Here is a 25,639-nt window from a genome sequence, read left to right on the forward strand (position 1 = left end):
CTAGAAAGACTGTTTCACAACATTTTATTGTACTTGATTTACAAATTGGCCTAATTTTGGTTTCAAATAGTGCATTGGCTACTATTAACTCCTTATAGCATGAAAAATGTATTGCTCTTATTCGTTCTTTTTACAGGCAGTTTTTACTGTCATGCACAAACCGAACACAGGCCTACAACATCCTCGGAAAAGGTGAATACGACAGCGCAAGTCAAAGTTTTCCCCAACCCCGCCACCAATGTAGTAAATATTCTAGGGCTTAATAACAGTGAAAAAGCAGAAATCTTGATTTTAGATATGTATGGAAATATTTTACTTTCATATCGTTGGAAAATCGTAAACAATGCGGTGAACATTCCTATTTCCACACTGGAGGCAGGCATCTATATGGTCACCATTCGTTCGCAGGAACAAAACATTAAAACAAAATTCTACAAAAGGTAGGGCTAGCACTCATTGTCTTGGCCATTATTTTCAAACAAGATTGCCCACAAAGCACTAAAACAGGTTAACGACCGTTACTTTCTTTCAAAGACAAGTTCTCCGGCCGAATTGAAGTTTGGAACATCTAAATCCCCGGCATCCAAAGTCATTATATCGCCGTCGATTACAACGCTCACTTCGATTATATCTCCCTCACTGTCAGCAATCGTCAATAGACTGTTCTCAAAAGTATATGTTCCTGCATCGGAATCCTTTTCGGTAGGACATGGAACCAATTGACCTGTGGAAGAAGCGTTAAATTCAAGGTAGTTTACTGAATTCTCAGCCACCACACTCTGATCATCATTAAAAGTAAATGCTATGATATAGCAATCATTACCAGTAAGTATATCCAGAATTTGCTTTCCAAATTTTGCATCATCGCCGGCCGTTTCATTATCGATTTTTAATTCCGTGGCCTGCCAAGTACCAACTATACTATTATCAACTTCCATAGTTTCATCTTCCTTATCAGACGAACAGGAAAATAAAAAAACACTAAAAACCATAAGCAGTATTGCACCGTACCTCATAATACCTTAATTTCTAATTAAATATAAAAATGCAATATGCGCTGATTTTTTCATTTGACCAAAACAATCTAACGTTTTCATCACAATACGAGGACATGAACCACAAAACCACGTGTACTTTTCGCACCAAAAACATGAAGACCAAGACCAAAATAGCTCCTTCTTTCAGCAACGCCGTACGATTCTGACAATATTGCCTCAAAAATCGATACAACCAAATACTTCGTAAAAAACTAAAAATAATCAAAAACAACCATTTGTAATTCAACTTAATAGTTGTACATTTGCAGCCCATTTATGGGGATTGAAGTATTAAACATTTAAAATAGCAGTAGTGGACACATTGAGTTATAAGACTGTTTCGGCCAATAAGGCTACCGTTGACAAACAATGGTTGTTGGTTAATGCAGAAGGAGAAACTTTAGGCCGTATGGCCTCTAAAGTAGCAAAATTGCTTAGAGGAAAGCATAAGCCAAATTTTACACCGCACGTTGATTGTGGCGATAATGTAGTTGTTATCAATGCAGAAAAAATCAATCTGTCCGGCAACAAGTGGGATGACAAAACTTACTTGAGATATACTGGCTATCCTGGCGGACAACGTTCGACCTCAGTCAAAGAAATGTTGGAAAAGAATCCGGGACGCATCGTCGAAAAAGCTATTAAAGGAATGTTGCCAAAAAATAAATTGGGAGCGGATCTCTTTAGAAACCTCAAAGTATACGCAGGTGCAGAGCACGACCAAACAGCCCAAAAGCCAACGGAAATCAATTTAAAAGAATTCAAGTAATGGAGACCATTCATAAAATCGGCAGAAGAAAAACAGCCGTTGCCCGTGTTTATGTTTCACAAGGAAACGGAAGCATTACGATAAACCAAAGAGACATCAATGATTACTTTCCAACTGCGACATTGCAGTATAAAGTAAAGCAACCTTTTTCCTTGACCAGTAACGAAGAAGCTTATGATGTAAAGGTCAATGTTTATGGTGGAGGAATTACCGGTCAGGCTGAAGCCATTCGCCTTGCTTTATCAAGGGCAATGTGCGAAGTTGATGCCGAAAACAGGCTGGTACTTAAACCAGAAGGTCTTTTGACCCGTGACCCAAGAATGGTAGAACGTAAGAAATTCGGACAGAAAAAAGCCCGTAAAAAATTCCAGTTCTCAAAACGTTAGTATTTTTTGTGTCGAATCGTTTCGGCATATTACATATATATTGCTCAAATACTGAAATGAGTTCAGTATAAAACAAGTTCATTGAAAGTCCTTATCTCAAATAAGGGCAATTAAAAAAGCAATCTCGATTTACATCGAGCAAGCTTCGGGAGACCACAGACATAACACTGGTTATGTTTGGGCACCGTTAGTTTAGCATCTAAATGCCGAAGGCTTCCGCGTTAAGCGGATACCACTTCGGCATTGCTAATTCAAAAGAACGTAAACTAAAATTAAATTATGGCTACAAAAGTCGAAGTAAAACAATTATTGGAAGCAGGTGTGCATTTCGGCCACCTTACAAGAAAATGGAATCCTAACATGGCGCCCTACATCTACATGGAGCGTAACGGAATCCACGTTATCAATCTTTACAAAACAGTTGCTAAATTAGATGAGGCCAACGAAGCCCTCAAAAACATATCTGCATCTGGGCGAAAAATACTTTTTGTCGCCACTAAGAAACAAGCAAAAGACATCGTCGCCGAAAAAGTGGCCAATGTAAACATGCCTTACATCACGGAAAGATGGCCCGGTGGTATGTTGACCAACTTTGTAACGATTCGAAAAGCCGTGAAAAAAATGGCTTCTATCGATCGTATGAAAAAAGACGGAACCTTCAATACCCTGTCTAAAAAAGAACGGTTGCAGGTAGATCGCCTTAGATCAAAATTAGAAAAGAACCTTGGTTCCATTTCTGAGATGACCCGTTTGCCAGGTGCTTTGTTCATTGTCGATACAATGCGTGAGCACATTGCCGTCAAGGAGGCCCAGAAATTGAATATTCCAATTTTTGCCATGGTCGATACGAATTCAGACCCTAGAGATGTCGATTATGTAATTCCTTCAAATGACGATGCTTCAAAATCAATTGACATTATCATGTCTGAAGTAACAAATGCAATTGCAGAAGGCCTAGCTGAAAGAAAGTCTGAAAAGCAATCTGATAACGAAGGAAAAGAAGCAGCACAGCCAAAAGCGAAGAAAAAGGCGGCTGCTCCAGTAGTTGAAGAAGCCCAACCTAAAGCAGAAGAGGCAACAAAAGAGGAGGCCAAAGTCGCTACCCCAGCCGAAAAGTCTCAGCCTAAAACGGAAGAAGCTCCGAAAGAGGAAGTTAAGTCCGAAGCCCAGGAACAGGCAGATGACCTTACCAAAGTTGAAGGTATTGGACCCAAAGCCGCAGAAGCGCTGGCGAAAAACAGCATTGATTCTTATGCTGCATTGGCAAAAGCAGAGCCTGAAAACATCAAAGAAATTTTGACCGAAGCAAGTTCAAGAATGGCTCACCTAGACCCTACTTCTTGGCCAAAACAAGCTGAAATGGCAGCCAATGGAAAATGGGACGAGCTTAAAGAGTGGCAAGACAATGTCAAGGGAGGCGTAGAATAAACCCCCTGAAATTATCTTTGAATTAAAAATTAATTGATTGTCTTACATCAAAAATAAGACTTAAAAAAGCGAAATAAAATGGCTAAAATTACCGCCGCAGAAGTAAATAAACTACGGAAAACCACTGGTGCCGGAATGATGGATTGTAAAAATGCATTAGTCGAGGCAGATGGAGATTTTGAAAACGCAATTGAAATTCTTCGTAAAAAAGGACAAAAAGTAGCTGCTAAAAGAGCTGATAGAGATTCTTCAGAAGGTGCAGCTATTGCCAAAGTAAATTCTTCAAATACCGAAGGTGTTGCTATCTCCCTTAATTGTGAGACCGACTTCGTAGCTAAAAATGACAGTTTCGTTACTTTGGCTAACGAATTGGCCGAATTGGCGCTAGGTTTTGACAACAAAGAAGCATTTTTGGCCGCTGATTTCAAAGGAATGAGCGTACAGGAAAAATTAACCGAGCAAACTGGTGTTATTGGTGAGAAAATAGAAATCGCCAACTTTAGTAAGCTGAGTGCTCCCTTTATTGGATCATATATTCACGCAGGAAACAAAATTGCTACCTTGGTCGGACTTTCCGCTGCCGTCGATGGTGCTGAAGTTGCCGCTAAAGATGTAGCCATGCAAGCTGCCGCTATGAACCCCGTAGCATTGAATGAAGAAGGTGTCGATCAATCGGTTATTGACAAAGAAATTGAAATTGCGAAAGATCAATTACGTCAAGAAGGGAAACCAGAGGCCATGTTGGATAATATTTCCAAAGGAAAGCTAAAACGTTTTTTTAAAGACAATACTTTGGTAAACCAAGATTTTATTAAAGACAGTAAACAAAGTGTTGCTCAATATGTAAAATCGGTAGACTCTGATTTAAAAGTAACAGGATTCAAAAGAGTTGCTTTAGGCTAACGATTACATAATTAAATTTTAAAGACCGCTCAACTAAATGGTTGAGCGGTCTTTTTTTTTACCAACTCTTCTCTTACTTTAATTCCAAGGGCTCAACTTTTCTAATGGCCGCATTTATCGAAATCACTATTTTTTTCATGGTAATCCCGAATTGTCAAACCAACCCACAAAAAAAGCACCGTTCAAATTCACGAACAGCGCTTTTTTTAAAGGAAATTATTTCCCTAGCCTTTTAACCAAGCTTCTTTTAACATTGATTGTCGCCCGCTAACGTTTTCTTCAGGAACAATGGCTTCCACGTTCAAACTAGGCACCCCCACTTTCTTAGACACTGCAATCTCTTCATCGCCGCGCTTTAATATCACATTGATTTCGGTTTCGGGCGTCCAACCAAAACTTTGACCAATAATAGGCCGGATGGTTTCTAAATTAATCGCGGTTCCATTAATACTCTTAATAATATCACCGCCCTGCGCACCTAAGCCAGTGAGAAAACTATTTAATTCAATACCTCTTCTTATAAAAACGGCATTATCATTTGTCTGATCAACATCAATAAAAGGCATTTCACCATTCAAAAAATAACCAGACTGTAGTTTCTCTTTTGAAGTAGTCAATCCTACCTTGTTAAAATAAACATTATAGTCAATAGGGGTAGTTCCGATTACGTGTGTATCAAAAAATGTTCGCACCTCCGGATAGGTCATTTTCACAATCTCATCAATCAACTTGTCGTCATCAAAAGGGGTGTTATTGCCATACTTCCCAGAAAGTTCTTTCATCAACCATAACACACCTCTTTCACCATTACTTAAGTCCCTAAGGGTAATATCAAGGGCCATGTTGATCAAGGCTCCCTTCTCATATACATTGGCATAGTTCTTTTCATACGGTTCTTGTAAAATATTCTTGCTCATCTCAGTAAAAGACATAGCGTCGTCATATGACTTGGCATTGCTTATTTTATCCATGATACGCTGATAAAACTCGGCCTCATCGATTAAGCCCTGTTGAATCTGAAACAAATTGGCAAAATATTCAGTAGTTCCCTCATACATCCATAAATGTTGCGACATTTTGGGATCATTAAAATCAAAATATTGAACCTCTTCCGAATGCACGTTCAGCGGGGTAACAATATGAAAAAATTCATGGGATACCACATCGATCATGGCTTGCTCCAACCGCTCCTTGGTCATGGCCTCAGGCAGCACCACCACAGTTGACGTATGGTGCTCCAAGGCCCCAAAACCTGTAGCATCGTCAGCTTCCATAGTACTTAAATACAACATTATGTTATATTTCTTAGTACCATCGATATCACCCAAAAAAGCTTTCTGCGCCGCCATCATTTTCTCCATAGGACCCCTTAAGCTTTCGGCTGTATAAGTCCCGTTTGGTGAATACACACTCAAAGTTACCTTGATATCATTGATTGTAAAAGATTCGGTATTGGGCTTGGCATACAAAATCGGATTATCGATAACCTCAAAATAACGCTCTGCTAAAAATGTATCCGACGTAGCCTCGGCTTGACCACCCGGTTTTCTTGTCAATGACGTCGTTGCCACCAAATCAGCTGGCTTGTTGATTTTAAGCTCATAGGATATTTCCTGGAATCCGGAAAAATATCCTACAAAACCATGCAAATTCAACATGAAATTCTCCCCTGCCAGAATATTAGTACCTGAAGGAGAAAATACGGGATTTGCAGTTTCTTCCTCAGTATCGTAAGTATCGTTCACATAGTAAACAACTTTATCAAGTGTATTTCCTTTAGATATGCCCCATGTGTTCTCATCAATTTTAGTAACCGGCAACTCCTTCCCGTTATAATCCAAAGCTCTAAATTCCTCGATATATTTCCCATAGTTATCCGTACTATAAGTGCCAGGAACCGTTTTAGGAATATAAAACGAAACACGTTCCGTAGTAAATGCCCCAGGATCCACTTCAACCCTAACCTTGTCATCTTTAACATTAATCAAGTCAATAGCCACTGCGACAGGGACTTTATTGGCAGAAATCACCCCCTTTGTCGACCCACAACCATAAACCAACATTCCCACAAGGGATAACACCAGCAATCTCTTCATATTTATACCTTTAAATTTAATATGTAGGAAACATCGTCCTTTTTTTAGTTTTGCAAGAATATAAAATAAAATAAAACCAACACTTAACATTAGCAAATAATTAAGGTTCACATAAGGGTAAAACACAAGGTGCATCCTAATTTTTTTTGATTATTTTTGCCAGAAACAAATACACTGCATGCAATACAAAAGAATACTTTTGAAACTTAGCGGAGAAGCCCTAATGGGAGAAAAACAGTATGGTATTGACTCCAAAAGGTTGGCTGAATATGCCGAGGAAATCAAAGAGGTAGTTGAGAAGGGCATTGAGGTTGCTATTGTCATCGGGGGTGGCAATATTTTCAGAGGTCTAGCCGGAGCTGCCACAGGAATGGACAGGGTGCAGGGTGATCATATGGGAATGCTTGCCACTGTCATCAATGGTCTAGCCCTACAAAGCGCTTTGGAAATCAAAGGGGTACAGACCAGACTACAATCGGCCATAAAGATTAACGAAGTTGCCGAACCCTTTATTCGACGCCGAGCCATGAGACACCTCGAAAAAGGTCGGGTGGTTATTTTCGGTGGCGGAACGGGCAACCCTTATTTCACAACCGACTCAGCAGCAGTACTTCGGGCCATAGAGGTTGAGGCCGATGTTATCTTAAAAGGAACACGGGTAGATGGAATTTATACCTCTGACCCCGAAAAAGATAAAACTGCTACCAAGTTCGATTCCATTTCCTTCAACGAGGTTTTAAAAAAAGGTTTAAAGGTTATGGATACCACCGCCTTCACCTTAAGTCAAGAAAACAATTTACCCATAGTTGTTTTCGATATGAACAAAAAAGGAAATTTGCTTAAACTTGTAGATGGCGAAAACATCGGCACAGTAGTGAATCTTTAATTGGTCCAATTTTTGTTAGTTTGGTTTTAAAATTCAAATTATGAACGAAGAGATTACCTTTATATTAGACGCAACCAAAGAAGCTATGGACGCTGCCATAACCCATTTGGAAAAAGAATTTGTAAAAATACGTGCCGGAAAGGCTAGCCCAGCTATGCTATCTTCAGTATTCGTGGACTATTATGGCTCACAAACACCTTTGTCGCAAGTTTCAAATATAAATACTCCCGATGGCCGTACTATTTCTGTACAACCGTGGGAAAAAAACTTGTTGCAGGAGATTGAAAAGGCAATCATGAACGCCAACCTAGGTTTCAACCCAATGAATAACGGCGACCTTATCATTATCAATGTACCACCACTTACCGAGGAGCGCAGAATTCAATTGACAAAGCAGGCTAAAGCCGAGGCCGAACATGCAAAAGTCGGCGTTAGAAGTGCACGGCAAGATGCAAATAAAGAAATTCGTGAACTTGATGCCTCCGAAGATCTACAAAAAAATGCAGAAGTCGATGTACAAGAACTTACCGATAAATACATCAAAAAAATCGATACTTTCTTGGTTGCGAAAGAAGCAGAGATTATGAAAATTTAATTTTGCCGCCGCTATAAAGCACCCACTAATTAGGCAGCGCTAATTAACACCACCATTAAAAAACAACCGTAAGGCGTTCCATGAATAATTCACGAACTATTCGAGGTACTTCTTTCTTTTTAGAGCTTCTTTAATTCCATTCCGCATATTTAGGAACACACCCAATCATTTTCTACCTTTGCGCACTGAAAAACGATCAGGGTGACAAAAATAACGAAGGGTTTTTGGGAAGCAACGGCACGGATAATCCTAAGAAACAGGATTTTAATATTGGTTCTGATTGCGGGCTTCACCGTCTTTCTGGGCTTACAATGGGAAAACATGCGGTTCAGCAACTCCCAAGCCAATTTACTGCCTGACGACCATCCGGTAAATATTGAATATCAATCGTTTTTAAAACAGTTCGGAGAAGAAGGCAATGCTATTGTATTTGCTGTTAAAGACAGTGCGCTGTTCACCCCCGAAAATTTCAAAAGGTGGAACAAATTTAGCAAACAGGTCGATGCCTTCCCCGAAGTTGATTTTGTACTTTCAACAGACAATCTACAGGAGTTGGTTCGAGATAAAGATGAAAATCAATTTGTTCTTGAACCCCTAATAAAATCAGAATTAAACTCCAAGCAAGAAGTCGACAGTCTAAGAAGGCATTTGTTCAATGACTTACCTTTTTACAACCGCTTATTGTTCAATAAAGAGAGCGGCACCATTCGAACCATTGCGAATCTTGATAAAGACATCGTAAACACATCAGTACGAAAAGACTTTATATTACGTGATTTGACCAATCTGATTACAGATTTTGAAGAAGACACCGGCTTAGATATGCACGTATCGGGTATGCCCTATATACGCACCATGAATTCTCAAAATATCATTGATGAAATAGGAAAGTTTATTCTTGCCGCCCTGGGTGTCACTTCTCTAATCTTCTTCTTTTTCTTTAGAAGTTTTAGAGCCACATTTATATCGATGAGCGTAGTCATCGTAGGGGTTATGTGGGCTTTTGGCGTTTTAGGTCTTTTACAATATGAGATTACAGTTCTAACCGCACTGATCCCCCCGTTAATCATCGTTATCGGTATTCCGAACTGTATCTTCTTGATTAACAAATACCAACAAGAAGTTAAGAAACATGGCAATCAGGCACTTTCGTTACAACGGGTCATTTCTAAAATCGGGAATGCCACTTTAATGACGAATATGACAACGGCTTCCGGTTTTGCAACCTTTATTATTACGGATAGTAAGTTGTTAAAGGAATTCGGTATCGTTGCCTCAATCAATATAATTGGCATTTTTATATTGTCTTTATTGATTATTCCCATTGTCTACAGTTTTATGTCGCTACCCAAAACGAAGCATCTCAAACATTTGAACAAAAGATGGATCGATACTTTTGTAAATTGGATGGAACGCATTGTTCGGGAAAGACGCATCTCTGTTTATATTGTCTCCATTATTCTATTAGTGGTCAGTATTATAGGTATATATCAGATTGATATTTCCGGAAGTCCCATTGAAGACATGCCGAAAAAAGCCGCCTTTTTTAAGGATATTAGGTTCTTCGAAAAAGAGTTCGATGGTATTATGCCAGTAGAGATCGTGGTCGATACCAAGCGGCCAAATGGAGTTTTGAAGTCTTCGACGTTAAAAAGCATGGATCAATTGGGCGATGTGATTGAAGAAATACCAGAGTTATCAAAACCGGTTTCCGTTGTCAATTTGGTAAAATACTCTAAACAGGCGTTTTACAATGGTATTCCCAAATACTATCAGCTACCAACGACCCAAGAAAATAATTTCATTATGGATGTCGCCCGAAAATCTTCGGGCAATAGCGACCTGCTTAAAAACTTTGTTGATAGCACAGGACAAACGGCAAGAATAACTACGTTTATGAAAGACGTAAAGACCTCACGCATGGAAACGATCGAGGCGAGACTCAAAGAAAATATCAATAAATATTTTCCTCCTGACCGCTATGAAGTATACATGACAGGCAGTGCGCTGCTATTTTTAAAAGGCACTAAATATCTGGTAAAAAATCTTGTTATGTCATTGGCATTGGCTATTGGTCTGATTGCCTTGTTCATGGCATACCTGTTTCGGTCTTTTCGCATGATTATTATTTCGTTGATTCCCAATTTACTTCCTTTGGTCATTACGGCCGGGGTCATGGGTTTCGCCGGGGTTCCTATAAAGCCTTCGACCATTTTGGTTTTTAGTATCGCTTTCGGAATATCGGTCGATGACACCATTCACTTTCTGGCGAAATACCGACAAGAGCTTATTGCAAACAAATGGCGTATTCAAAAGTCTGTCTATGCTGCACTGAGGGAAACCGGGGTAAGTATGTTCTACACGTCAATTGTACTCTTTTTCGGCTTTTCGGTTTTTGTGATTTCTAATTTTGGGGGTACGGTCGCTTTAGGAGCCTTAGTTTCCGCAACGCTGCTTTTTGCCATGTTGGCAAACCTTATTTTACTGCCCTCATTGTTACTGTCCCTAGAACGAAATATTGCAAATAAAGAAGTACTTAAGAAACCACAGATCGATATCCTTCCAAAAGAAGAAAGCGATATAAACGACTCGGATAAGTAATCGGTATAAAAGAGCTATTATACCATATATACTACGGTTCTTTTTATCAAAAAGCTATCTTTGCGAATCTAATTCCGATTTGATTAAAAATGAAGTCATTTAGCGTAAAAGAACTACTTACAGCCCCCCTAATGCAGGAGGTTGTCATAAACGGATGGGTAAAAACCTTTCGCAGCAATCGTTTTATTGCCCTCAACGATGGGTCTACACTTAGTAATATTCAATGTGTAGTCGACTTTGAAAAGTTTGACGAAAGCCTTCTGAAGCAAATTGCGACCGGTGCCGCTATTCAAGTAAAAGGTACATTAGTCGAAAGTCAAGGAAAAGGCCAAAGTGTTGAAATTCAAGTTGATGAAATAACAATTCATGGCACCGCCGACCCTGAGACCTACCCTATTCAACCGAAAAAGCATTCTTTGGAGTTTTTACGGGAAAAAGCACACCTGAGGGTGCGAACCAACACCTTTGCCGCAGTGATGCGTGTAAGGTCCGCTTTATCTTTTGCGATACACCAATATTTTCGCCAGAATGGCTTCTACTATTTTCATGCGCCCATCATTACAGGCTCAGATGCCGAAGGAGCCGGGGAGATGTTTCGTGTAACCACATTGAATGAAAAAAACCCGCCGCTAACCGAAGCGGGAGATGTTGACCATAAAGAAGATTTTTTTGGCAAGGAGACCAACTTAACCGTTTCAGGGCAATTGGAGGCCGAAGCTTACGCCATGGCCCTCGGCAAAGTATACACTTTTGGACCTACCTTCAGAGCAGAAAACTCCAACACCTCGAGACATTTGGCTGAATTTTGGATGATCGAACCCGAAATGGCGTTTTACGATCTTGATGCCAATATGGATCTTGCCGAGGATTTTATCAAAAACGTTGTCCAATATATTTTGGATAATTGCGAAGAAGACCTTCAATTTTTGGAAAAAAGACTTCTCGATGAAGAAAAGACGAAGCCACAGGCCGAACGCAGTGAAATGGCATTGCTGGAAAAACTAAGATTTGTCGTAGAAAATAATTTTAAAAGGGTGACCTATACAGAAGCGATTGATATCCTCAGAAATAGCAAGCCCAATAAAAAGAAGAAATTCAAATACCCTATAAACGAATGGGGCGCAGATTTGCAAAGCGAACATGAGCGCTTTCTTGTAGAAAAACATTTCAAGTGCCCTGTGATTTTATTTGACTACCCGGCAAAAATAAAGGCATTTTATATGCGTTTAAATGAAGACGGAAAAACAGTTCGAGCAATGGATATCCTTTTTCCGGGAATCGGAGAAATCGTCGGAGGATCCCAACGCGAAGAACGTTTGGATGTTTTAAAGGAAAAAATGGCGATTTTAGGTATCGACGAAGAAGAACTATGGTGGTATTTAGACCTTCGCAAATTTGGTACAGCGGTTCACAGTGGTTTCGGACTTGGCTTTGAACGACTTGTATTGTTCGCAACGGGTATGGGTAACATACGCGATGTAATTCCTTTTCCCCGAACACCGCAAAATGCCGATTTTTAAAATTGATTTTTTAACTTTAGGGAGAAGTAGAATTAAAACTCTATGCTGAAACAACATTTACAATTCAAATTATCCCAAAAATTATCTCCACAGCAGATTCAGTTGATGAAGTTGATTCAACTGCCTACGCAGGCTTTTGAACAGCGACTGAAGCAAGAACTTGAAGAAAATCCGGCGTTGGAAGGGGGGAAAGAGGAAAGTGACAGTATCGATGACGAATTCGGTGATCTCTACGACGATGATACCGAAACCGGGAGTGAAGAAATCAACACCGAAGACATCAATATTGATGATTACCTCAGTGACGACGAAATACCCGATTATCGCACTAAAGCCAACAATTATAGTACCGATGATGAAGAAAAGAATGTTCCTTACGCAGCAGGCATCTCTTTTAACCAATACCTTCTCAACCAGCTAAACACCGTATATCTTAGCGATGACGAATGGGCTATTGCCGAGTTTTTGGTGGGCAGCGTTGACGAAAGCGGCTACATTCGCAGACCGTTATCAGACATTTTAGACGATTTGGCATTTACTCAAAATATATATACCGACGAACAAACCATTCAAAAGGTATTAAAAATTGTTCAATCATTAGATCCGCCAGGTGTAGCCTCAAGATCCTTGGAAGAATGCCTTATCATTCAACTCAAACAAAAGGAATTAACGCCAAGCATTGAGCTTGCTATCACGATTCTTGAAAAATCTTTTGAGCAATTCACCAAGAAACATTATAAAAAATTAATTCAGAAATTCGGAATTACGGAAGAAGAACTGAAAGGCGCTATTTCCGAAATTGAAAGACTAAACCCAAAACCAGGTGGCTCCTATTCCGGAAACAATCGCATGGTAGAACATGTTGTTCCAGATTTCTCTATCAGAATCGTAGATGGAGAACTCGAGCTAACCTTAAATGGCAGAAACGCACCCGAATTACACGTCTCCAGAGAGTACAGCAATATGCTCAAGGGATATAAAGACGCCAAAGACAAATCGAAGTCACAAAAGGATACCGTACAGTTCATAAAACAAAAACTGGATGCCGCAAAGTGGTTTATTGATGCAATAAGGCAACGACAACAGACGCTCTATATTACCATGAACGCCATTATGCATTATCAAAAGGAATATTTTATGACCGGCGACGAACGTAATTTACGCCCAATGATCTTAAAGGATATTGCCGATGAAATTCATATGGATGTTTCCACTGTCTCCCGTGTCGCCAACAGCAAGTATGTCGATACTCCTTATGGCACCAAATTGATTAAAGAGTATTTCTCCGAGTCAATGAAAAACGAGCAAGGAGAGGATGTTTCTACAAGGGAAATCAAAAAAATATTGGAAACGGTTATCCAAAAAGAAGAAAAGAAAAAGCCGCTGACCGATGATAAATTGGCAGCCATATTAAAAGAAAAAGGATATCCTATTGCGCGAAGAACTGTTGCCAAATATCGAGAGCAACTTGGTATTCCTGTTGCTAGATTGCGAAAACAAATCTAATGCGCCTGTTCGCCAAGTTGATTTCTTACCTTTCACACCCACTGTTCATTCCAATTGCGGGAACTATTTGCTATTTTATTGTAACCCCCAAATATACCCCACGCGAGGTTCAAACGGGTACTATACTTCCCATTTTCATTCTAACCGTTATCATTCCCATTATCTCCTATTTTATACTGAGAAACGTGGGTATGGTAAGTTCTATTTTTATGCCAAACCTTAAAGAGCGTAAATACCCCCTTTACATTCATATAGTATTACTCTTGATGATTGTCTATAAGGTAATACCAAACTACGACGTACAAGAACTCCACTACTATTTTCTGGGACTTATTATAGCCTCAATGTCAACGCTTATACTTCTTTTGTTCAACATAAAAAGCAGTATGCATTTATTGGGACTAGGAAGCCTACTGACATTTCTTTTGACCTTAAGTATACATTTTTCAATCAACTTAACACTGGCCATTAGTTTAATAACCCTTTTAACTGGATTAGTGAGCAGTGCACGCCTATATTTACAGGCACACACCAAAGCGGAGCTTTTTATAGGCTTCAGCATCGGTATGCTTTCACAATTACTGTTAATCCAGTTCTGGCTATAAGATATAGAAGATAAAACCTACCCGTAATGGCTTCATATTAATATTTTCACCATTCAACTCTGCAGAGTTATTAAAAAGAGAATTTAGTGCATAGTGAACATGAACATTGAAGGTATTGTATCCGAAACTAAAAGTAGCGCCGTACTGAAACTTCTCAACATTCTTATTATAAAATGAGGTTTTTTCGGTATCGGAAACATATTTAGATCTAGCCCCAACGACGTATGCGAGTTTAAACCCGGCATAGACCCGCCAAAATCTATACTCTTCAGGCGTAGAATTACGCCATCGAAACTCAAAGGGCATTTCAAGCAGGTGTGTCTCTATTTTGTTTCTTTTTAAATCGGCAATGTCTTCCAACACACTATATAAAAACCCATCGGAAACTTCAGAAACCACCATATTTGTATAATATGAGTTTATACCTAGGCCTAAGCCCACGCCCAAGGCTGTAGTTCGCTTTCTATTTAAAGGAATATCTTTAATAACACCTGCCTGCAGGCCGTATGACAAATTTCGCTGGGTTACGGTCTCTGGCTTACCCAACAAAAAATTATAGGTGACCCCTAAATAGAACTGATCTTCCAAGTAGTTCAAATCGCTACCTGGAGGAACAGAATCCAAGGTCTGGGCATTTAGAAATACCATGGAAAAACACCCCACTAAAATTCCAACCAAAGTATGCCTCATAAAACAAAGTTACATAAATAAAAAACGCTCCAAATGTCTATTTGGAGCGTTTTTATAAGTTTGAAATTATAAATCGAAGCTACTGCAAGTTATTAAATGCATCACCTTCGTAGGTGGTATAATTTACCTTTAAAGCATTAACCTTTCGAAGCTCTTGCTTGATATCGGAAATCAATCCCATATTCGCATTTTTATCTACTTTAAGTGCCGTAGTAAGCACGTTCTGCAACTCTTGAGCCTTCTTGGCGCGTTCTTGCAAAATATAATCACCAACGTCAGACGGATCCGAAAACTTATCGTTCAATTGAATTTTCGGCTCAGTACCAAAAGTACTACTATACTGCGATGTAGGTGCGCCCACGTAAATATAGATTACCCTATCCTTTTTCTCTAGCTTCTTCGTCTCACTAGCATTAGGAAGCGTATTCTCAACTTTCAGGGTGCTATCTTTCATAACAGTAACTGTCATAAAGAAGAACAAAAGCATAAATACAATATCAGGTAACGATGCAGTGGACACCGCCGGGGTATCACCATCTTTTTTCTTATTAAATTTTGACATAGTCTTTATTTTAAGCTTTTATTAATTGGAACTTGATGTTTCCGCTTCCGAAAGTTTTTGAGGAAATAAATCCTGTATTTTTTTAACCTTTTCCTTCAGCTCATCTTTGGCGTCTGAAGAGGTCTCCGGATTCAAATACTCTGCTTCCATATCGGTAAAGGCTCTTCCAAAAAGACGCTGCGCCTCTCTATTCCGAAGATCGTTATAGGCTCCGACCAATTCATTTTGAACTGTAATATAAGTACCATATTTGGTCTCCCTATCGTTCTTCAATGATATAATCGCTTTAGTAGGATTATCAGACGATTGCGCATCTTTCTTACCCTTACAATAAGTGCAACTACCATCACCCCCATTATCTAAAAATTCCTTTGCCTTTTCCCTCAACGTCTTCAAATCAATCAATTCGTCATCAGCCAACAATTGGCCGTTCTTATTGATATTAACTTCGAAGATATTCTTCTCTTTAATAACAACATCAGTGTCGGGTGGCTCGATAGGAGGCAACATACGATCCAATCCTGCATCAGTTTCTATGGTGGTGGTCACCAAGAAAAAGATAAGCAACAAGAATGCGATGTCTGCCATCGAACCGGCATTTACTTCTGGTGCTCCTGCTCTTCTAGCCATAATTTTAGTTTTTATTTACTGTCCCATTTTCTTAACTCCTCCCCATAACATTGCCCCAACGGCAACGACGGTAAGAATAAAGAACATATTAAGACCTGTTCCGATGTTTTTAATCGTTCCTTCAGTGGTAGAGAGCCCTTTATCGGCCATCTCTTCAATACTAACATCGGTACCCGATGATAGTACATAGGCTATAGCCACGACCAATAAAAATCCGACTACTACAAATAAGGTCTTTTTAAGATTAGCGGCGTTAGAAAACAAGTTCTTGAGCGCGAACACAAGGCTAAAGACTACAGCTATCGCAAGAAGAAGATAGGTAACCCAAAACATAGCGTTCATGGCCCCACTTTGAGCTGCTTCTCCTGCCGGCATATCCTTTTCAGGAAGCATAAACCAGAGAACGGCCCCAATCAACCCCACTACAATTAATAATATTTTTACAATTTTATGCATGATTTTGTATTATTGAGTCCGACTTATTTTTTATGGTCTACCAACATATCAATCAATACGATTGATGAATCTTCCATATCATTCACGATACTATCTATTTTCGCAATGATGTAATTGTAGAAGATTTGAAGTATGATAGCCACAATAAGACCGAATACCGTTGTCAATAACGCCACCTGAATATCACCTGCAATAAGTGATGCACTCAAGTTACCAACTGCACTAATTTTCTGGAAGGCCTGAATCATACCGATAACCGTACCCATGAAACCAAGCATCGGCGCAATAGCGATAAATAAAGACAACCAAGAAACGTTCTTTTCCAACCGCCCCATTTGAACTCCTCCGTAGGCAACTACCGCCTTTTCGGCAGAGTCGATGCTCTCACCAGCCCTATCCAAACCTTGGTAGTAGATAGAAGCAACAGGACCTTTAGTGTTTCTACAAACTTCTTTAGCTGCTTCAACACCACCCGATGCCAATGCATCTTCAACTTGTTGCTTTAACTTCGCTGTGTTGGTGCTGGCCAAGTTTAAATAAATAATTCTTTCAATAGCTACAGCCAAGCCCAAAATCAAACATAAAAGTACGATGCCCATAAAACCTGCACCACCTTGGATGAACATTTCCTTTAAAACTTGGGTAAAGCCTTTCTCAGCTTCTGGAGCTGCATCCTGCAAAACAATAACCGCTGAAGTCATATTTGCACTTACTGTATTTGTACCTGCCACAAATAACCCAGCTACAGCCAGGATAGAGAATAATCTTTTCATTTCTTTCAAACTTAAATTAGATTAGTTAATAGGGTTAAAGATAAAAAAAAATTGCAATAAAAAAAGTAAAACTTCGTTAGCGAAACCGAGGGTTACCAAAGATAAGCCCTAATTTCTCCACAAAGAGAACATGAATCAAAAAAAGTTAAAACTTACTGTCAATCGTATAAAATCTCCGAAAATCATAAAACCAAATTCTATAACAATCAAAAGCACTAGACAACTTACTTCAAACTTTTTTTCTTCGCAGAGAGGAAGGGATTCGAACCCTCGATACACTTTTGGTGTATACACACTTTCCAGGCGTGCGCCTTCGACCACTCGGCCACCTCTCTAATCTAGCCCTTAAAAGGGTGCCCAAATAACGAAAAAATTATTGGTTAATAAAATTTAACCATACTATTTTTAATTCATCTCTCCCCTCAATGAAGTTTCGAACACGGTCTTGAACAATTTAGCAGATACATTGTTCCCTAAAAGATACATGAGTTTAGCAATAGCCGCTTCGGTTGTAATATCCTTACCATCAACAACTTTCAATATCTTCAATTGTTGACTTGTCTCATATTGGCCCATTATTACACTACCTCCCGAGCATTGTGTGACATTAATAATATGTATTCCCTTTTTTTTCGCACTTTGCAACGCTTCAGTCAACCAATTTTCAGTTGGAGCATTTCCCGCACCGTACGTTTCCAAGACCAACGCCCTTAAATCAGGAATTTTGAGCACTCCCCCTAGAACCGATTTGGTCATCCCCGGGAACAATTTCAAAACGGCCACACGAGAATCCATATTTTTATGGACTTGTAATCTTTTTCCCGGATTTGGTCTCAATAAGTATTCTTTATACACCTTCAAATGTACTCCCGATTCTGCCAATGGCGGATAGTTCATCGAGGCAAATGCCTGAAAATGTTCAGCATTTATCTTTGTCGTGCGATTTGCACGGTACAACTTATATTCAAAATAGAGACCTACTTCTTGAACCACGGCCTTACCTTTTTCCCGCAAAGCAGCAATCTGTATCGAAGTGATTAAGTTTTCCTTGGCATCAGTTCGCAAATCACCAATAGGCAATTGAGACCCCGTAAAAATTACGGGCTTGGCCAAATTTTCAAGCATAAAGCTTACTGCCGAAGCAGAATAAGCCATTGTATCACTGCCGTGTAAAACAACAAAGCCATCATGACTCTCATAATGATCTTCAATTATAGTTACGATATTTGCCCAATTTGCCGGATTCATATTTGACGAATCTATCGGCGTCTCGAATGAAAAACTTTCTATCTTACAATGCAATTGATTTAATTCAGGTATGCTTTTTAACAATTTACTAAAGTCAAAAGCCTTCAAAGCCCCTGTATCATAGTCTTTGACCATACCTATAGTGCCCCCTGTATAAATAAGCAAAATTTTGGTTTCGAGCTTTGACATCATACCTTTTTTTTAACACCTTCAAACAGGGCATGGCCCCATGACCTACATCATACGTTAATATTAGAACCCATATCTATACCTTAATTTAGTCGCGATTCGTCTATAAGCTATTTCAACCCTAAAAATAGCATGCCTTTACACCCCAAAAACCGCTTTGGAGTTTTCCGTGGTAATTTTGGCAATTTCTTCGGAAGTTACACCATATATATAGGATAGTTTCCCCAATACCTCAACAACATAACCACTTTCATTTCTTTTACCCCTGTACGGAACCGGTGCCAGATAGGGTGAATCAGTCTCTATAACAATATGCTTTAAATCAATCTTCTCAAGAAACGTATCGATTTTTCCATTCTTAAAAGTAACTACTCCTCCGATACCCAGTTTCATATTATAGGATATTGCCCTTTCGGCCTGCTCCAATGTTCCCGTAAAACAATGAAAAATACCGAACAAATCATCTCCTTTTTCCTGTTCCAGGATTTCAAAAATTTCATCGAAAGCATCACGGCAATGTATAACAATGGGCAACCTATATTTCTTGGCCAATTTGATTTGCCGTGAAAAAGCATCTTGCTGTTGCGGCAAATAAGTTCTATCCCAATAAAGATCTATACCAATCTCACCAACGGCATAGAACTTATGGCTTGACAGCATGTCTTCGACCTGATTCAACTCATCGAAATAATTCTCCTTCACATGGGTCGGGTGCAACCCCATCATCAGAAACATATGGTCAGGGTAGGCTTTTTCCAAATCTAACATTGCCTGGGTGTATGTTGAATCAATGGCCGGAATAAAAAAGCGTTCAACACCGTCTTCAATGGCTCTTGTAATGACGTCGTCACGATCTTCGTCAAAGGCCTCACTATATAAATGCGTATGGGTATCCGTTATTATCATGTGGCAAAAATAAGTTTATATCTCCTTTCTGACGTAAAATACCTATCAAATAAAATTGACAAAACCAGCGACATAACCATTCAAACCTGGGCTTATTCAAGATAAAGGGCATTTTGAAATGCATGCACCTCACTTTCCCTTCTCAACACCTCCCTAAAACAAAACACTCTGATTCAATTTTAATTCGCTCGATCAACAAAAGCGGTATCTTTACAACCAAGAATAGTTGGTATGACTTCCCTCAAAAAATTTCTGCAAAAGAAAAATTATATTAAAATTCCTCTCGTACTAACAGGTACGAACCATTTCGAAATTATCGCTAAAATAAATGGCACAAAAGGTCGGTTCATTTTAGATACTGGAGCATCGAATACCTGTATAGGATTCGATAAAATAGAATTGTTCAAGCTAACCTCAAAAGAATCAAAAATAAAAGCTGCAGGTGCAGGAGCCACGAACATGGAAACTTTGGTATCTACTAAAAACAGCATTGAAATTGGCGGTTGGAAAAAGAAGAAACTAAAAATCGTATTATTCGACCTCGTACATGTCAATGAAGCCCTGACCGCCCACAGGGCAATGCCTGTTGATGGAATCATTGGAGCCGATGTACTCAAGAAGACAAAAGCTGTTATTGATTATAATAAGCGTTGTATATACCTAAAGAAGAAATAACTATTTGGCAGCAATAGCTAATTACGAAAATTTTCAAATTGCGAATACCTACAACACTAAATTAAAACCTGTCAGATTTAACACCTGACAGGTCGTATCGTTTACATTTCCAACGCTCTTTTCACATTATTGTCCATCAACAATTCTTCCGGACTTTCCAGTGCCTCCTTAATGGCGACCAAAAAGCCAACGGATTCTTTGCCATCAATAATTCTATGGTCATATGAAAGTGCTACATACATGATGGGCGCTATAGCGATAGCTCCGTTTTTGGCAATGGGGCGTTCCACAATATTATGCATTCCAAGAATAGCACTTTGTGGCGGATTGATTATCGGTGTCGACAACATTGAACCGAACACTCCACCATTGGTTATGGTAAATGTGCCACCAGTCATTTCATCTACTGTAATTTCACCTTCCCTGGCACGTATAGCCAAGCGTTTCACCTCAGCCTCTACTCCTCTAAAAGTTAGGTTTTCGGCGTTTCTAATCACAGGCACCATCAGCCCTTTAGGGCCAGAAACCGCAATACTGATATCACAGAAGTCATAAGAAATCATTTCTTTACCATCAATCATTGAATTGACCGAAGGATACAGATCCAGGGCCCTAACCACAGCCTTAGTAAAAAATGACATAAAGCCTAGACTTACGCCATGCTTTTCTTTAAACGCCTCTTTGTATTGCTTTCTCAGTTCAAAGATAGGCGACATATCGACCTCGTTGAAAGTGGTCAGCATCGCAGTTTCGTTCTTGGCGGAAACCAGACGTTCAGCAACTTTACGTCGCAGCATGGAAAGTTTCGAGCGTGTTTCTCCCCTGTTCCCCCCGGTAGGCGTACCCATCGAAGGAACCGCATTTACGGCATCGTCTTTGGTGATGCGACCATCCTTTCCAGAACCTTTCACGGCCGCTGCATCGATTCCCTTTTCAGTCAATATTTTTTTAGCTGCGGGAGAAGCAGTCCCCGAAGCATACGTTTCTTTTGCTTGTGGAGGCTGTGGCGCTTTTTCGCTTTCGCTCTTTTTTTCTTCCGTTGCTTTATCTTTCGCCAAATCTTTTTCGGCAGCATCCCCAGAACCCTCATCACCTGTAGCATCAGGCTTTTTCGCACTTGTGTCGATCAAGCACACAACAGCTCCAACGGCTACGGCATCACCTTCTTCCGCCTTTAGGGTTATGGTACCACTTTCTTCAGCAGGTAATTCCAAGGTCGCCTTATCGGAATCGACTTCGGCTATGGCCTGATCTTTTTCAACATAATCCCCATCTTGCACCAACCATTCTGCAATCTCTACCTCTGTTATCGACTCTCCCGGAGAGGGAACTTTCATTTCTAAAATCATTCGCTTATTATTTGCTGTGTTATCTTCTCATTATTTTTAATAAAATCTTCCTTAACAGGAAGGTAATCTTCTTTATCTTCTCCATTGACCACAATGGAGTCAAAATATAATTTTGCTCCTGTTGAAGCCTCCATATCTGGAGCATTCTGCAGACTTAAATGTAAATGCGGTTCCGTTGAATTTCCCGAATTGCCACATAGCCCCAGTAATTCACCCTGTTTTACAAATTGCCCTTCACGAACCACAATTGACCTGTCTTTCAAATGCGCCAAAAGCACATATTCGTTATTCAATGTTTCCAAAACCACCGTATTTCCTGTCAATTGCCTAGAGTTCGTCTCACCTGGCACATTATCCGGAATCCCACTGACAACTTTTGCCACTCTGGCATCGCAAGGTGCGATAATTTCCTTTCCAAAGACAAAATAGCTTTCATTGCGCATGGCGTCTCCTGAAAATGAAGCACCATCTTCGACCATCATGAGGTCGTAAGCGTATTGCTGGCTTACTTCGGTTAGGTGATAATTTTGTTCTACGGTCGTACCTCCCCAAAAAACAAACCATTCTTCATTAAAAGGCAATATCATCTGGGTACTATTTCGCTCCAAAATTGGAACATCCAAGGATTTTGGAGGCGAGATATAAAGCCCATTAATATTATTTTTAGCATCTAACGAAATCAACACATCGGCAACTGCCCGATCAAAACCGGTTCTGTAGATGTGCGCACCTTGTTTTAAACCATAAAATTGCATGTTCTTGATTCCTCCCATAATACCATTCACGTTTTCGGTAAAAAAGCGAATAGTTTTTTGCCTTGGGAGGGCTTTTTTCATATTTACATCGAACAAATCAAAAATACCATCATAGTTACCTCCGTTATAGAGTGACCTGAATTCGGCGGCCACCCCTGCGTAATTTGCCTGTTCATCTTGAGAAAAGACAGACCATATCGAAGAACATAATACTATGAAAAAAAACTTAATCATTGTTCGTCACTACTTTTTGGCCGTGTCATATTATCCTTTGTTTTATCGAAAACATAGTCGATAACTTGTTGATGACGTCGCTTCGATCGCACTGCACTACCAGCAGCCGGTGACGCATAGAACCTTCGTGAAGCCACCCTAAATTTGCCCGCATCTTTGAAATGCATCATTAAGTGGCTCCAAGCCCCCATATTGCGCGGCTCTTCTTGTGCCCATACCACATCATCGGCATTTGTATATTTTTCGATTACCGCGCTCATCTGATCGGACGGCAAAGGAAACAATTGTTCAACCCTGACCAAGGCCACATCGTCACGCTTCTGGTCCTCTTGAACCGCCAATAAGTCGTAATAGAACTTACCGGTACAAAAAACTACCGATTTCACTTTTTTGATATCGGCAGAACTATCATCGATAACCTCTTGAAACTTTCCTGAAGCCAACTCATCGACCGTCGAAACAGCCTTTGGATGCCGTAAAAGACTCTTGGGTGTGAATATAATCAACGGCTTTCTAAAATTCACCTTCATTTGTCTTCGCAAGATGTGAAACATTTGCGCTGGGGTCGACACATCTGCAACGTACATATTGTCTCTCGCACACAATTGTAAATAGCGTTCCATTCGGGCGGAAGAATGCTCCGCACCTTGCCCTTCATAACCGTGTGGCAACAACATGACCAAACCATTTTGAAGCTTCCATTTATCCTCGGCCGCAGAAATGTACTGATCGATCATTATCTGGGCACCATTACTAAAGTCACCAAATTGTGCCTCCCATATGGTCAACGTATTCGGACTCGCCATGGCGTAGCCATAATCAAACCCCACTACGCCGTATTCTGACAATAATGAATTGTAAATTTGAAAATGCCCCTGTTTATCAGAGATTCTGTTCAAAAGCAAAATTTCTTCTTCACTCTCTTCGACCTTCATCACGGCATGTCGATGTGAAAAAGTACCTCTTTCAACATCTTGACCTGACATACGCACTCCGAAACCTTCTTCCAATAAAGTGCCGTAAGCCAACAGTTCACCCATGGCCCAATCTAATTTATCGGTCTCGAAGAACATCTTTTTACGGTCACCAACTAATTTCTCAACCTTTCTTAAGAACTTTTTATCTTGTGGAAGTTCGGTAATCACCTTGGCAATGGTCGCCAACTTTTTCTTATCGTAAGTGGTATCGACAGGATCCATCATTTCCCATTCCCTTACATTTTCAAATCCGCTCCATTCATCGGCCATAAAAGGAGTGATTTCCGTCTTATCTTCCTTTCGGGAATCTTCCAACTCTTCCTCTAAAGAGGCTTTATATTCTTCTTCCAAATGCTTTACATAACCCTCTTCAATTACCCCCTCTGCCAGCAAACGCTCGGCATAGATATCCCTTGGGTTTTTATGTTTGGCAATGGCCTTGTATAATTTTGGCTGGGTAAACCGGGGCTCATCACCTTCATTGTGCCCGTATTTTCTATATCCCAATAAATCAAGAAAGACATCACGGTTGAACCGCATACGATATTCCAACGCAAATAGCGAAGCATGTACTACTGCTTCAACATCATCGGCATTGACATGAAGTACGGGGCTCAGGGTCACCTTGCCCACATCGGTACAATAGGTAGAAGTTCGCGCATCTAAATAATTGGTCGTAAAGCCAATTTGATTATTGACCACCAAATGTATCGTTCCATTGGTTTTATAGCCATCTAAATTGGCCATTTGAATCACCTCGTACACCAAGCCCTGTCCGGCAATCGCAGCATCACCATGAACTATAATTGGCAATACCTTAGAAAAATCATCGGGAAAATGTGCATCTTGCTTCGCTCTTGCTATACCTTCAACTACGGCACCAACAGTTTCCAAATGGGAGGGGTTTGGAGCAATATTCATTTTGATTTTGTTGCCATTATTGGTCTTTCGCTCTGAAGTCCAGCCTAAATGGTACTTTACATCACCATCAAAAATCTCCTGCTCATAATCTTTGCCGTCAAACTCACTGAAAATATCCTTTGCCGCCTTTCCGAAAATATTGGTCAATACGTTGAGTCGACCCCTATGGGCCATACCCATTACAAATTGCTCAACACCCATTTCGGCCGCACGTTCGACTACCACATCCAAAGCGGGAATCAGAGACTCGTTACCCTCTAGGGAAAAACGTTTTTGCCCAACATATTTGGTATGCAAGAAGCCCTCAAAAGAAACGGCCTGGTTTAATTTTTTTAATATATATTTTTTTCGATCTGCATCATACTTCGGATGATTGTCGTTTACGTTCAACCAATTTTGTATCCATGCGATACGCTCAGGGGTTCGAATATACATATACTCTACGCCAATAGCGTCACAATAAATACTTTGAAGGTGCTTTATAATCTCACGTAGGTTGTTCGACCCTATACCGATAATTTCACCAGCATTGAAAACGGTATCCAAATCAGCATCGGAGAGTCCGAAATTCTCAAGATCCAGTGTGGGAACATACTTCCTTCTATCACGAACCGGATTGGTTTTTGTAAACAAATGCCCCCGACTTCGATACCCGTCGATCAACCGAATAACCTGAAATTCTTTTTGCAGGGACTGCGGCATTTCAACTTGGTCTCCATTGGCTATCGTTACCATTCCGTTTTGGGAAGAAAGATCCAATTCATCCAATGAGCTTTCCATACCAAAGTCAAATCCTTGGAAAAAAGCACGCCAACTAGGCTCAACACTATCGGGGTTTTTGAGGTATTTATCGTATAACTCCGCAAAAAAAGAAGTATGTGCGGTATTTAAAAAAGAATATTTGTCCATAGACTACTTTAATAGCTGTAGCACTTGTTTATC

General features: G+C 40.0%; 24 protein-coding genes and 1 tRNA gene. 12 read left to right on the plus strand and 13 right to left on the minus strand.

The features are described 5' to 3' along the window. The first annotated feature begins 99 nt into the window (after positions 1-99). The gene (locus AACZ88_RS03905) at positions 100-444 is read left to right on the plus strand and encodes a T9SS type A sorting domain-containing protein (RefSeq protein ID WP_339706516.1); all 345 of its coding nucleotides are present in this window, start codon (positions 100-102) and stop codon (positions 442-444) included. Between the two features lie 74 nt (positions 445-518). Here the strand turns inward: AACZ88_RS03905 and AACZ88_RS03910 are convergent, their stop codons facing one another. Then, a complete protein-coding gene (locus AACZ88_RS03910; RefSeq protein ID WP_339706519.1) occupies positions 519-1,016 on the minus strand; it encodes a lipocalin family protein in 498 nt (165 codons plus the stop codon). Positions 1,017-1,350: 334 nt separating this feature from the next. Here AACZ88_RS03910 and rplM point away from each other — a divergent pair, with 334 nt between their 5' ends. The 4 genes from rplM (at position 1,351) to tsf (ending at position 4,523) form a co-directional block, all read left to right on the plus strand. Then, a complete protein-coding gene (gene rplM, locus AACZ88_RS03915) occupies positions 1,351-1,806 on the plus strand; it encodes a 50S ribosomal protein L13 (RefSeq protein WP_339706521.1) in 456 nt (151 codons plus the stop codon). After that, positions 1,806-2,192, plus strand: coding sequence for a 30S ribosomal protein S9 (gene rpsI, locus AACZ88_RS03920; RefSeq protein WP_339706524.1), 387 nt, complete (start codon positions 1,806-1,808; stop codon positions 2,190-2,192). Before rplM ends, rpsI begins: the two co-directional genes overlap by 1 nt. A 279-nt stretch (positions 2,193-2,471) precedes the next feature. Then, complete coding sequence (gene rpsB, locus AACZ88_RS03925) at positions 2,472-3,620, plus strand: 30S ribosomal protein S2 (protein WP_339706527.1); 1,149 nt, start codon at positions 2,472-2,474, stop codon at positions 3,618-3,620. Between the two features lie 78 nt (positions 3,621-3,698). Next, positions 3,699-4,523, plus strand: a complete 825-nt coding sequence (tsf, locus tag AACZ88_RS03930) for a translation elongation factor Ts (protein WP_339706529.1) — start codon at positions 3,699-3,701, stop codon at positions 4,521-4,523. A gap of 224 nt (positions 4,524-4,747) precedes the next feature. On the opposite strand, the gene AACZ88_RS03935 is transcribed toward tsf, so the two are convergent. Continuing rightward, positions 4,748-6,619, minus strand: coding sequence for a peptidase M61 (locus AACZ88_RS03935; protein WP_339706532.1), 1,872 nt, complete (start codon positions 6,617-6,619; stop codon positions 4,748-4,750). Between the two features lie 178 nt (positions 6,620-6,797). On the opposite strand from AACZ88_RS03935, the gene pyrH reads away from it, so the two are divergent. From pyrH to AACZ88_RS03965, 6 genes are all read left to right on the plus strand, one after another. Further along, positions 6,798-7,505 carry a UMP kinase gene (gene pyrH, locus AACZ88_RS03940; RefSeq protein WP_339706534.1) on the plus strand — a complete coding sequence of 236 codons (708 nt, stop codon included), beginning with the start codon at positions 6,798-6,800 and terminating at the stop codon, positions 7,503-7,505. A gap of 40 nt (positions 7,506-7,545) precedes the next feature. Beyond that, the gene (frr, locus tag AACZ88_RS03945; protein ID WP_339706537.1) at positions 7,546-8,100 is read left to right on the plus strand and encodes a ribosome recycling factor; all 555 of its coding nucleotides are present in this window, start codon (positions 7,546-7,548) and stop codon (positions 8,098-8,100) included. Positions 8,101-8,301: 201 nt separating this feature from the next. Continuing rightward, the gene (locus AACZ88_RS03950) at positions 8,302-10,701 is read left to right on the plus strand and encodes an efflux RND transporter permease subunit (protein WP_339706540.1); all 2,400 of its coding nucleotides are present in this window, start codon (positions 8,302-8,304) and stop codon (positions 10,699-10,701) included. 89 nt (positions 10,702-10,790) lie between these two features. Next, the gene (asnS, locus tag AACZ88_RS03955; RefSeq protein ID WP_339706542.1) at positions 10,791-12,221 is read left to right on the plus strand and encodes an asparagine--tRNA ligase; all 1,431 of its coding nucleotides are present in this window, start codon (positions 10,791-10,793) and stop codon (positions 12,219-12,221) included. Positions 12,222-12,263: 42 nt separating this feature from the next. Further along, positions 12,264-13,727, plus strand: a complete 1,464-nt coding sequence (gene rpoN, locus AACZ88_RS03960) for an RNA polymerase factor sigma-54 (protein ID WP_339706544.1) — start codon at positions 12,264-12,266, stop codon at positions 13,725-13,727. Next, positions 13,727-14,332, plus strand: coding sequence for a hypothetical protein (locus AACZ88_RS03965; protein ID WP_339706545.1), 606 nt, complete (start codon positions 13,727-13,729; stop codon positions 14,330-14,332). The genes rpoN and AACZ88_RS03965 overlap by 1 nt, the downstream gene beginning before the upstream one ends. Here AACZ88_RS03965 and AACZ88_RS03970 read toward each other — a convergent pair. The 8 genes from AACZ88_RS03970 to AACZ88_RS04005 all read right to left on the minus strand — a co-directional run bounded on the left by AACZ88_RS03970 (position 14,327) and on the right by AACZ88_RS04005 (position 19,786). Next, on the minus strand, positions 14,327-15,022 hold the full coding sequence (locus AACZ88_RS03970) for a porin family protein (protein ID WP_339706546.1): 696 nt from the start codon (positions 15,020-15,022) through the stop codon (positions 14,327-14,329). The genes AACZ88_RS03965 and AACZ88_RS03970 overlap by 6 nt on opposite strands. Before the next feature lie 79 nt (positions 15,023-15,101). Then, a complete protein-coding gene (locus tag AACZ88_RS03975; protein WP_339706549.1) occupies positions 15,102-15,584 on the minus strand; it encodes a biopolymer transporter ExbD in 483 nt (160 codons plus the stop codon). A gap of 21 nt (positions 15,585-15,605) precedes the next feature. Next, the gene (locus AACZ88_RS03980) at positions 15,606-16,214 is read right to left on the minus strand and encodes a biopolymer transporter ExbD (protein WP_339706552.1); all 609 of its coding nucleotides are present in this window, start codon (positions 16,212-16,214) and stop codon (positions 15,606-15,608) included. A gap of 15 nt (positions 16,215-16,229) precedes the next feature. Then, positions 16,230-16,670, minus strand: coding sequence for a hypothetical protein (locus AACZ88_RS03985; RefSeq protein ID WP_339706555.1), 441 nt, complete (start codon positions 16,668-16,670; stop codon positions 16,230-16,232). A gap of 23 nt (positions 16,671-16,693) precedes the next feature. Next, positions 16,694-17,443 carry a MotA/TolQ/ExbB proton channel family protein gene (locus AACZ88_RS03990; RefSeq protein WP_339706558.1) on the minus strand — a complete coding sequence of 250 codons (750 nt, stop codon included), beginning with the start codon at positions 17,441-17,443 and terminating at the stop codon, positions 16,694-16,696. 247 nt (positions 17,444-17,690) lie between these two features. Continuing rightward, positions 17,691-17,778: transfer RNA gene (locus AACZ88_RS03995), tRNA-Ser, on the minus strand. 70 nt (positions 17,779-17,848) lie between these two features. Next, a complete protein-coding gene (locus AACZ88_RS04000) occupies positions 17,849-18,883 on the minus strand; it encodes an asparaginase (protein WP_339706561.1) in 1,035 nt (344 codons plus the stop codon). A 135-nt stretch (positions 18,884-19,018) separates the two neighbouring features. After that, positions 19,019-19,786 carry a TatD family hydrolase gene (locus AACZ88_RS04005; protein WP_339706564.1) on the minus strand — a complete coding sequence of 256 codons (768 nt, stop codon included), beginning with the start codon at positions 19,784-19,786 and terminating at the stop codon, positions 19,019-19,021. A 231-nt stretch (positions 19,787-20,017) separates the two neighbouring features. Here AACZ88_RS04005 and AACZ88_RS04010 point away from each other — a divergent pair, with 231 nt between their 5' ends. Continuing rightward, positions 20,018-20,461, plus strand: coding sequence for a retropepsin-like aspartic protease (locus tag AACZ88_RS04010; protein ID WP_339706566.1), 444 nt, complete (start codon positions 20,018-20,020; stop codon positions 20,459-20,461). A 101-nt stretch (positions 20,462-20,562) separates the two neighbouring features. Here AACZ88_RS04010 and odhB read toward each other — a convergent pair whose 3' ends face one another. The 3 genes from odhB to AACZ88_RS04025 are packed head-to-tail and all read right to left on the minus strand — an operon-like array spanning position 20,563 to position 25,606. Further along, positions 20,563-21,810 (minus strand): 2-oxoglutarate dehydrogenase complex dihydrolipoyllysine-residue succinyltransferase, encoded by a 1,248-nt coding sequence (gene odhB / locus AACZ88_RS04015; RefSeq protein ID WP_339706568.1) that lies wholly within the window; start codon positions 21,808-21,810, stop codon positions 20,563-20,565. Next, positions 21,807-22,799, minus strand: a complete 993-nt coding sequence (locus AACZ88_RS04020) for a peptidoglycan DD-metalloendopeptidase family protein (RefSeq protein ID WP_339706570.1) — start codon at positions 22,797-22,799, stop codon at positions 21,807-21,809. The genes odhB and AACZ88_RS04020 overlap by 4 nt, the downstream gene beginning before the upstream one ends. Then, positions 22,796-25,606 carry a 2-oxoglutarate dehydrogenase E1 component gene (locus AACZ88_RS04025; RefSeq protein WP_339706572.1) on the minus strand — a complete coding sequence of 937 codons (2,811 nt, stop codon included), beginning with the start codon at positions 25,604-25,606 and terminating at the stop codon, positions 22,796-22,798. Before AACZ88_RS04025 ends, AACZ88_RS04020 begins: the two co-directional genes overlap by 4 nt. Between the last annotated feature and the right edge of the window lie 33 nt (positions 25,607-25,639).

Source organism: uncultured Kriegella sp. (assembly GCF_963975415.1).
GTDB lineage: Bacteria > Bacteroidota > Bacteroidia > Flavobacteriales > Flavobacteriaceae > Kriegella.

Bases quoted from the DNA above. Each gene is read 5' to 3' on its own strand.
- AACZ88_RS03905 (WP_339706516.1), top strand. From the start codon at position 100: ATGAAAAATGTATTGCTCTTATTCGTTCTTTTTACAGGCAGTTTTTAC.
- AACZ88_RS03910 (WP_339706519.1), bottom strand. From the start codon at position 1,016: ATGAGGTACGGTGCAATACTGCTTATGGTTTTTAGTGTTTTTTTATTT.
- rpsI (WP_339706524.1), top strand. From the start codon at position 1,806: ATGGAGACCATTCATAAAATCGGCAGAAGAAAAACAGCCGTTGCCCGT.
- rpsB (WP_339706527.1), top strand. From the start codon at position 2,472: ATGGCTACAAAAGTCGAAGTAAAACAATTATTGGAAGCAGGTGTGCAT.
- tsf (WP_339706529.1), top strand. From the start codon at position 3,699: ATGGCTAAAATTACCGCCGCAGAAGTAAATAAACTACGGAAAACCACT.
- AACZ88_RS03935 (WP_339706532.1), bottom strand. From the start codon at position 6,619: ATGAAGAGATTGCTGGTGTTATCCCTTGTGGGAATGTTGGTTTATGGT.
- pyrH (WP_339706534.1), top strand. From the start codon at position 6,798: ATGCAATACAAAAGAATACTTTTGAAACTTAGCGGAGAAGCCCTAATG.
- frr (WP_339706537.1), top strand. From the start codon at position 7,546: ATGAACGAAGAGATTACCTTTATATTAGACGCAACCAAAGAAGCTATG.
- asnS (WP_339706542.1), top strand. From the start codon at position 10,791: ATGAAGTCATTTAGCGTAAAAGAACTACTTACAGCCCCCCTAATGCAG.
- rpoN (WP_339706544.1), top strand. From the start codon at position 12,264: ATGCTGAAACAACATTTACAATTCAAATTATCCCAAAAATTATCTCCA.
- AACZ88_RS03965 (WP_339706545.1), top strand. From the start codon at position 13,727: ATGCGCCTGTTCGCCAAGTTGATTTCTTACCTTTCACACCCACTGTTC.
- AACZ88_RS03970 (WP_339706546.1), bottom strand. From the start codon at position 15,022: ATGAGGCATACTTTGGTTGGAATTTTAGTGGGGTGTTTTTCCATGGTA.
- AACZ88_RS03975 (WP_339706549.1), bottom strand. From the start codon at position 15,584: ATGTCAAAATTTAATAAGAAAAAAGATGGTGATACCCCGGCGGTGTCC.
- AACZ88_RS03980 (WP_339706552.1), bottom strand. From the start codon at position 16,214: ATGGCTAGAAGAGCAGGAGCACCAGAAGTAAATGCCGGTTCGATGGCA.
- AACZ88_RS03985 (WP_339706555.1), bottom strand. From the start codon at position 16,670: ATGCATAAAATTGTAAAAATATTATTAATTGTAGTGGGGTTGATTGGG.
- AACZ88_RS03990 (WP_339706558.1), bottom strand. From the start codon at position 17,443: ATGAAAAGATTATTCTCTATCCTGGCTGTAGCTGGGTTATTTGTGGCA.
- AACZ88_RS04000 (WP_339706561.1), bottom strand. From the start codon at position 18,883: ATGATGTCAAAGCTCGAAACCAAAATTTTGCTTATTTATACAGGGGGC.
- AACZ88_RS04005 (WP_339706564.1), bottom strand. From the start codon at position 19,786: ATGATAATAACGGATACCCATACGCATTTATATAGTGAGGCCTTTGAC.
- AACZ88_RS04010 (WP_339706566.1), top strand. From the start codon at position 20,018: ATGACTTCCCTCAAAAAATTTCTGCAAAAGAAAAATTATATTAAAATT.
- odhB (WP_339706568.1), bottom strand. From the start codon at position 21,810: ATGATTTTAGAAATGAAAGTTCCCTCTCCGGGAGAGTCGATAACAGAG.
- AACZ88_RS04020 (WP_339706570.1), bottom strand. From the start codon at position 22,799: ATGATTAAGTTTTTTTTCATAGTATTATGTTCTTCGATATGGTCTGTC.
- AACZ88_RS04025 (WP_339706572.1), bottom strand. From the start codon at position 25,606: ATGGACAAATATTCTTTTTTAAATACCGCACATACTTCTTTTTTTGCG.